The organism is Streptomyces sp. ADI95-17 (assembly GCF_003846175.1).
GTDB classification, from domain to species: Bacteria; Actinomycetota; Actinomycetes; order Streptomycetales; family Streptomycetaceae; genus Streptomyces; species Streptomyces sanglieri.
Window position 1 is genome coordinate 1 of the sequence record NZ_ML123061.1, and the last position, 6,734, is coordinate 6,734.

A 6,734-nucleotide genomic window follows, 5' to 3' on the forward strand; every position below is an offset into this window, starting at 1 on the left:
TGCCTTGTGTCCGCAGAGGCCGTGTGTGGACGATGTCGTGTTGCCATTGGCCTGCACCGTTGCGGATATAGCTTTCGCAACGCTGGTGCTCGTGGGTGTTGCATTGCGATGACGGCAACGTGATGGGGATCACTTCCCTGGTTCTCCTTTCGGAGCGGTGACGCCAACCGTCATGAGTCGTGCCGCCGAGGCCGACCGTCGGTCGGCCTCGGCGGCAGACCGTGTCAGTCCCGCGGGTGATCGCCGGTTACTCCGTCGATGAGCTCTCGCACGATGTCCATATGGCCGGCGTGTCGCACGGTGTCCTCGATCATGTGAATCAGCACCCAGCGCATGGACACGGTGTTGCCGTTCCAGGATGTGCCGAGGTCGTCAAGTTGGAGTTCTTCGATCGCCTTGTCGGCAGCGGCTCGGGCACGGCCGTAGAACTCCACGATGTCTGCGGTGGCCTCATTCGGCTCCACGCTCATGTCTTCGGTGTAGGGATCGAACCAGAACGGCTCGGTCTCGCGTCCGAACGCTGTGCAGAACCACCCGTATTCGACGGTCGCCAAGTGCTTCACCAGGGCCAACAAGTTGGTTCCTGACGGAGTCATCGGTCGCCGCAGTGCCTCATCGTCGAGGCCGTCGAGCTTCCATAGCATCGCATCGCGGTGCCGATCGAGGCTGGCGTGCAGGCTTTCCTTCTCGCCACCGGTATAGGGCACGATCTTTGTCATCCGCGGACCGTAGCAGCGAGGGCTGACAGTCCCGGTTCCGCTGCAGTGCCCATGGTTGAGTGAGCCAGATTCAGCTGCATGATCCAAATGTGGCGCTTCGGGCTGCGGGGAGCCGGGTGACGCGGCCTGTCCCGGCGGCGGTCTCCCGGAGATGGACGATTTCCTCGTGCTGGGCGGTGAGCCGGGCCAGGGCCTGGCTGCGGAAGTCCGTGAGCTCGTCGATCGTTTGCTCCGACTGTGCCAGCCGTTCCTTGAGCTTGGCGACCTCCGCTTTGAGCCGGGCGATCTGGGCCTCGCGGGGGTCAGGGATCTCGCCGGCGTCCCGAAGCGCCTGGACCCGTCGCTCGAACTCAAGGCGGAGGTGAGCGTAGGGGCGGCTGCCGTAGAACGCGGTGCGGTCGACGGCGGCCTCACTGGCGAGGGTCTTGATGTCGCACTTTCCGCCGGGCGGGATCTCGCCGCGAAGGAGCCGGTCCATGGCGGCCCGGATGCGGTTCTCGTTCTCGGTCCGCTGGGCTGCGGAGATTCTCATGAGGATTCCTCGTCCATGGTGGCGCCGGCAGCATCAATCTCGGCGACGACCCGGATGGCCCGGTCGAAGTCGGCCTGGAGCCGGGTGCGTTCGGTCTTGCGGGTGGCGCCGAGTTGGCCGAGGAAGATCTTCGTCCTGTCGGCGTGCTCGGCCCAGACGGGCCGGTGACCGGGGTGGTGGGTGGCCTGCGGGCAGCGGGCGGAGTCACACATCCCGATCAGAGGGCGGTCCGCAGTGGGGGTGCCCGCGAGTTTGAGGCAGAGTGCCCGGGAAGGGTCGGTGAACCAGCAGTAGTTCGCGGCGCCGAGGTGCAGGACGTTGGCGCGTTTGGTCAGGAGGTTGAGGACGTCGCGGTCGTTGCGCTGAGTTTTCGGGGCCGCGGCCGAGGCCGCATCGAGCTGGGCGTCGATGCCGGCGAAGAACTCGGTGAGGCTGCGGGCGCCGGGACCGGCGGGCAGAATGCCTTCCTGGTAGTTGCGGAACTCCCCCAGGACCAGAGCCAGGTTCCGGTCGCTCTCGTGCTTGTTGACCTCGGCCAGCAACTCGGCCTGAGCCCCGCCGGGGCGGGACGCGTACCCTTCTGTAGTGGCCACTGCGATGTGCTTGAGGTGCAGTTTTGAGGCCAGCACGCCGCCCGGACGGTAGGCCATTTCCAGGGCCAATGTGCGACGCAGCCGCCTCAGATTGACCTGTCCATCAGGGATGGGAGCGAGTCCGATGCGGCGGCCTGCCGGGGAGTTGACCCAGTTGCGGAACCACTTGTAGCGGACGGAGAAGGCGAACCGTCCGAAGAGCAGAGCACCTTCTTGCCGGTCGTCATGGAGATCTTCGGCGAGTTCGACGGCGCGATAGACGGGCTCGATGACGACCCATTCGTCGTCGGTGCCGCCCAGTGGCTGCCCTTTGACGACCTTGCTGGCGAGCCGGTAGCGGGTGAGTCCGGGAACGGGCTCTTCGAGGCGGCGGCAGCCGATACGAAGCTCCATCAACTCGCTCGCGCGCATGCCGGAGGCCGCGGCCAGCACGATCATCGCGGCGGTGCGGACGATGCCGACCAGAGCGACGGCCTGCATGCGGTGCAGCGGCTTCGTCCAGGGCAATACGGACGAGGTGTCCGCCGTGGTGATGTCGGCGGCGTCCCGGGCGAAGACCTCCTTCACCCCGACCGATGCGACCGCGTTCTCCAACGGTCCGCGTAGGTGGCGCATCCATCGGGTCTCGAACTGGGTGATCCCGGCCTGACGGGCCAGGACTCCTGTGGCCACCGCCAGGAGGGGGTCATCGGCGGACCAGCCGTTCGCGAGCCGGTCGGCGACGTGGTGGTCGGCTAGCATCGGCAGGGGTGTGCACGTATCTCTGTACTCGTTCAGCAGCTCGGTGAACTCGGGCACCGGGGCCACGTGGACGGCCCGGAGCCCCGGTGCTTTGCGGGTGGATAGCTTGTCGGTTTCCCGGATCTGCCGGGCGAGTTCAACGGCGTGCGGCCCCAGGGACGACATGAGAAACAGTGCGGCAGCGAGCATCGGCTGCATGACGGCGTTGTCGACGGGCTGGGTCTTGTTCTCAGTCCGGCCGCTGGGCATTTCGGCGATGGCGGAGGCGGTGGCCCCGCCCCAGGGCCGCAGATCGGCCGGGACACGGTCAGCGGTGAACAGCTCGCGGTAGTTGACCAGGTCGACCACGACCTGCGCGGCCCTGCGGCGGGTTCCGGGGCTGTTCTCGCCGACGACTGCGTCGTGCTCGTCGAGTATGTAGCGCCGGTGGGCCATGTAGGCGTCGCAGATACGGGTGTCGATCTGCGCGAGGCTCGACACCCCCTGTTCGGACAGCCACCGGCAGAATCGTATGAGCTCGTCCAGATGGCCCGCGCAACTGCGCAGGTGCAGGGCGGTGCGATGGGCCCGGGGCAGCGGAGCGACCGCCGAGTGCCGCGGGGCGAGCATGGCCAGGACGAGTTCTTTGCCGACCAGCCGCCACCGCTCGTCGGTGATCTCGGTGAAGTCGAAGCGGCGGGTGCAAAGGGGAAGTTGGACGGGCAGGCCGACGACGTCGGTGAAGTCCCAGACGTCGTCTTCAAATACCGGCCGGCCTGTCCCCTGGGGGAGGGTGAATCCGGCTTCGCGGCAGACATCGGCGCCAGCGAAGACCACGGACCGGCCGTCGAAGGCGACAGCAGCGGCGGGGGCGGTAGTCACGCGGTCAACTCCTCGGGCCGCAAGGGAAGTTCACCGTCGTGATTCACGATGTGGTCGGCCGCCGCGGCGATGACGGCAGGGTCGAAGCGGTCCAGGACCTGCTGGATGCGGGTGGCATAGGGGCCGAAGACGGCCATGAAGTGGGCGGCGGGCATCTGCTGCCACTGCCGGGAGAAGAACGCCTTGAGCCGCAGCAGGTTGCCCGCGTGCCGGGGAGCGAACACAGCCAGCGGGCAGAGCAGGCAGACCCAGGGCCGGGCCGGACAAGGCTTCCCCTTCGGGCCGTGCAGCCCGGACAGCTGGTCCCCGCAGGCGGCGGTGAACACATCGCGCTGACCGCCCACCAGCTCAGCGATCACGGCGTCGGCCAGGTTCAACTCCGCGACCAGTTGCGGGTAGCCGTCCACCAGCGCGGCCGCTTCCTCGTCGGTGATCACAGTGGGCGGGTGAGCCCGGCGGAGCACGTCGTGCTGGGCATCCTCGATGACCGTCTCGACAACGTGCTTCTGGGCCGGGGTGGTGGCAGTGAGGTAGTGATCGCCCTCGACGTCCGGGGTGTGGTTCGGGTCGATCGTGGCCCGCCCACTGCCCGTCCAGGTGCTTTTGTCCCGCATGGCTTCGTGGGTGGTACGAATCCGTGAACGGTGGATCTTGAGGGGCTGTCCGTCGTTGCCGACGACCGCATGGCGAACAGCCCACCGCTGGACGGCGACCCGGTCGACCTTGCGGACTCGGCGATCGCCGCCGGCCCGGCTCACGCCCACCCAGAGTTTGCGGCGTTCCTCCTCAGCCACGAAGGTGCGCAGCAGTGCGGAGTGCGCGAGCCACTGTTCCAGTAGGCGGACCGCCCGGCGGGGCAGGTTCAGGCTCTCCGCCGCGGTTCGGCGTTTGATGTAGGAGAGCAGGACCGTCGAGTCGCCGGCCCAGTCGATGTCCCCGAGGACCAGGTCGGCGATGCCGTCGGGGACGATGCCAGAGTAGATGCCGAACAGTAGCCGGTAGGCGATCAGCACATCCAGGTGCGGGAAGACCGCCTGGATCGCGTCGTGGAATCCGCCGCGGTTGTGGACCACCGCCGCCGAGATGTCCAGGTGCCCGCCGAACTCGCTGATGCTGACGGGCCCGACCCGGGCCAGCAGCCAGCGCAGATTGCCCGGCTGCCAGCCGCCTTCTCGAGGATGCCGAGCGTCGGCAGCATCGGCGAGGGCCTGGCGGTGGGCGGCGTACGAATCGTCGACCAAGGTCCGGCAGACCTCGGTCAGCCGCTGCCATTCCTCCTCCGCATAGGGCGCCAACACCTGACGGAAGGGCTGGATGTTGAAGTGACGCCCGGCAGCGAGCTCCAGCACTCCCTCCGCCAAGGCGCCCCCGCTTTGGGCGTAGCCCTCCAGCAGGCTGCGGGTCATGGCCTCAAGTCTGGGCGGGCCGGGCATCCAGAACTCGGCCAGCTGTCCTCGTCGCAGGTGAGCGGCGCCGCCGGTGAAGCCCTGAGCTGCGAGGGTGCAGACCATGCTCCGCAGGGACTGGACGTAGAAGTTGACGGTGCCCTCCGAGTCCGCAGTGCCGTGCGGATGGATCAAGTCCACGAGACCGATAGCCAGGTCCCGGGCCAGGCGCGGGTTGGGCAGTTCGTCCAGGAGGTAGTCGGCGCGGCTTCCGTCGCTGAACACGCAGGTGAGACCAAGGGGTTCGTCGATCAGCATGGTCGGCATCACAGATCACCGTCCCTGGCCTCGTCGGCGAACTCGGCCGCGGCTTCCCGGTCGGCGGCCTTATGCTCGGTCAGTCCGGCAGCAGCTCCGGCCCCCTCGTATGCCTCCCGGTAGATGCGGGTCGTATCCAGGCGGCGGAGGTATTTTTCCGTGGTCAGAACAGTTGAATGGCCTAGAAGATCACGAAGCACCAGCAGCGGGTCCGCCTTGCTCAGGTAGAAGACCAGGGCGGCGTCGGCATCGGTGTCCTGCACGAGTTTCGCGGCCTGCCGGTAGTGCCCGGTGACCAGGTATTCCAAGGTCCTCATCGAGAAAGTGTGGCGACATCGGTGGGGCCAGACGTGCGGGAACCGGGGCTCGAAGCGGGCCCGGATCCGGTCGGATGTGCGCTCGAAGACCGTGGCCCAGGCGGTGAACGGGCCACCGCCGTTCTTCACGGCCAGCAGGCACGAGCCGCCGTCCGGGGCGACCAGGCGGCGCCGCTCGGCCGGAGTCAGTGACTCCCAGGGGCGCCGGACCCCGTTGATCAGCCCTCCCCGGGCGTCGGGCTCACTCACCATCAGCGGTTCGCCCCACCGCCGTGGCGGCCGCCAGAGTGAGCCTTCCGTCGTGGCGGCCCGGTCCAGTTCGAGGTAGTCGTGCAGCCCGGCCAGGGCCTCGTAAGAGGTCCACGTGGTGCGGAACTTCTTGCCCTTGGTGATCCCGGCCGGCACCGGGAACGGGATGGGAACCGCGGTCGGCTCCGGCGGCAGGGCTGGGATCTCCCAGGGCAGCAGGTAGGTGAACTCCTGCAGCCGCATTCCGGTGGCCAGCGCGTGGTCCCCGACTGCCGCGTTGCGGGTCAGCTCCCGCCCGTGGAAACCGGTGTCCTGCGAGCCGTCCGGAGCGAGCCCGCGCAGCCCCTTGCGGAACAGCTCGGTGAAGTCCGGCTCCAGGTACTTGATCGTCACGTGCGGCTTCGGGGTGCGGCGGACCGCCATATTCACCCGCACCTCCCGACCGGTCCCGGCAAACAGGGCCCGCGCGGCGCGGTAGGTGAACGGCTCGGCTGTCGCGTACTCCTCGTGCATCGCCCACCGGTAGAACAGCGACAGGATGCTCATGTGCTGGCCCCACGTCGTTGCCGCGAACCGGGCCTTCAACGGCCCGGCGGCGCGGTGTTCGGCGTACCGGCTCAACGCGGCCTTCAGCCGTACTCGCGAGTCGAACAGACCCACGCCATGCTCGGCCAGGAACTCCATCCATTCCTTGACCACTCGTGCGTAGTTCTCCCACGAGCTCGGCGCCGGCGCCCCGCTGGCCGGGAGCTCACGCAGCCACCGGTTCACCACCGCCGTCGGACGCGGCGCAGTCGGGCCGTCCTCGAAGCGCAGGTCGTCGTCGATGAGCACGGGCATCCCCTCGGGGATCAACGGCCGATGCTCGACGTCCCAGGACTGCCAGCCCCGGGACGAGAAGAAATTCAGGATCATGAGCGCCGACAGTAGAAACACCACACGGCTCAGCGCAAAGCCCAAACCTCCAGGCCACCAGCCCAGTTGAAGCTAATCGCCACACGGAAACTAAGCAGAGACAA

Annotated in this window: 5 protein-coding genes; all 5 read right to left on the minus strand. The window is 67.7% G+C overall.

Features of this window, described 5'->3' with window-relative positions:
• Positions 1-224: 224 nt before the first annotated feature.
• The 5 genes from EES42_RS44455 to EES42_RS44475 all read right to left on the minus strand — a co-directional run bounded on the left by EES42_RS44455 (position 225) and on the right by EES42_RS44475 (position 6,630).
• On the minus strand, positions 225-719 hold the full coding sequence (locus EES42_RS44455; protein ID WP_124723865.1) for a DinB family protein: 495 nt from the start codon (positions 717-719) through the stop codon (positions 225-227).
• Positions 720-789: 70 nt separating this feature from the next.
• Complete coding sequence (locus tag EES42_RS44460; protein ID WP_124723866.1) at positions 790-1,251, minus strand: hypothetical protein; 462 nt, start codon at positions 1,249-1,251, stop codon at positions 790-792.
• Entirely contained in the window at positions 1,248-3,446 is a 2,199-nt protein-coding gene (locus EES42_RS44465) for a site-specific integrase (protein WP_124723867.1), read from the minus strand. The genes EES42_RS44460 and EES42_RS44465 overlap by 4 nt, the downstream gene beginning before the upstream one ends.
• On the minus strand, positions 3,443-5,158 hold the full coding sequence (locus EES42_RS44470) for a hypothetical protein (protein ID WP_124723868.1): 1,716 nt from the start codon (positions 5,156-5,158) through the stop codon (positions 3,443-3,445). Before EES42_RS44470 ends, EES42_RS44465 begins: the two co-directional genes overlap by 4 nt.
• Positions 5,158-6,630 (minus strand): site-specific integrase, encoded by a 1,473-nt coding sequence (locus EES42_RS44475; protein WP_124723869.1) that lies wholly within the window; start codon positions 6,628-6,630, stop codon positions 5,158-5,160. The genes EES42_RS44470 and EES42_RS44475 overlap by 1 nt, the downstream gene beginning before the upstream one ends.
• Positions 6,631-6,734 lie beyond the last annotated feature (104 nt).

Coding starts and splice junctions, on each gene's coding strand:
- EES42_RS44475 (WP_124723869.1), bottom strand. CDS start 6,630: ATGATCCTGAATTTCTTCTCGTCCCGGGGCTGGCAGTCCTGGGACGTC.
- EES42_RS44470 (WP_124723868.1), bottom strand. CDS start 5,158: ATGCCGACCATGCTGATCGACGAACCCCTTGGTCTCACCTGCGTGTTC.
- EES42_RS44455 (WP_124723865.1), bottom strand. CDS start 719: ATGACAAAGATCGTGCCCTATACCGGTGGCGAGAAGGAAAGCCTGCAC.
- EES42_RS44460 (WP_124723866.1), bottom strand. CDS start 1,251: ATGAGAATCTCCGCAGCCCAGCGGACCGAGAACGAGAACCGCATCCGG.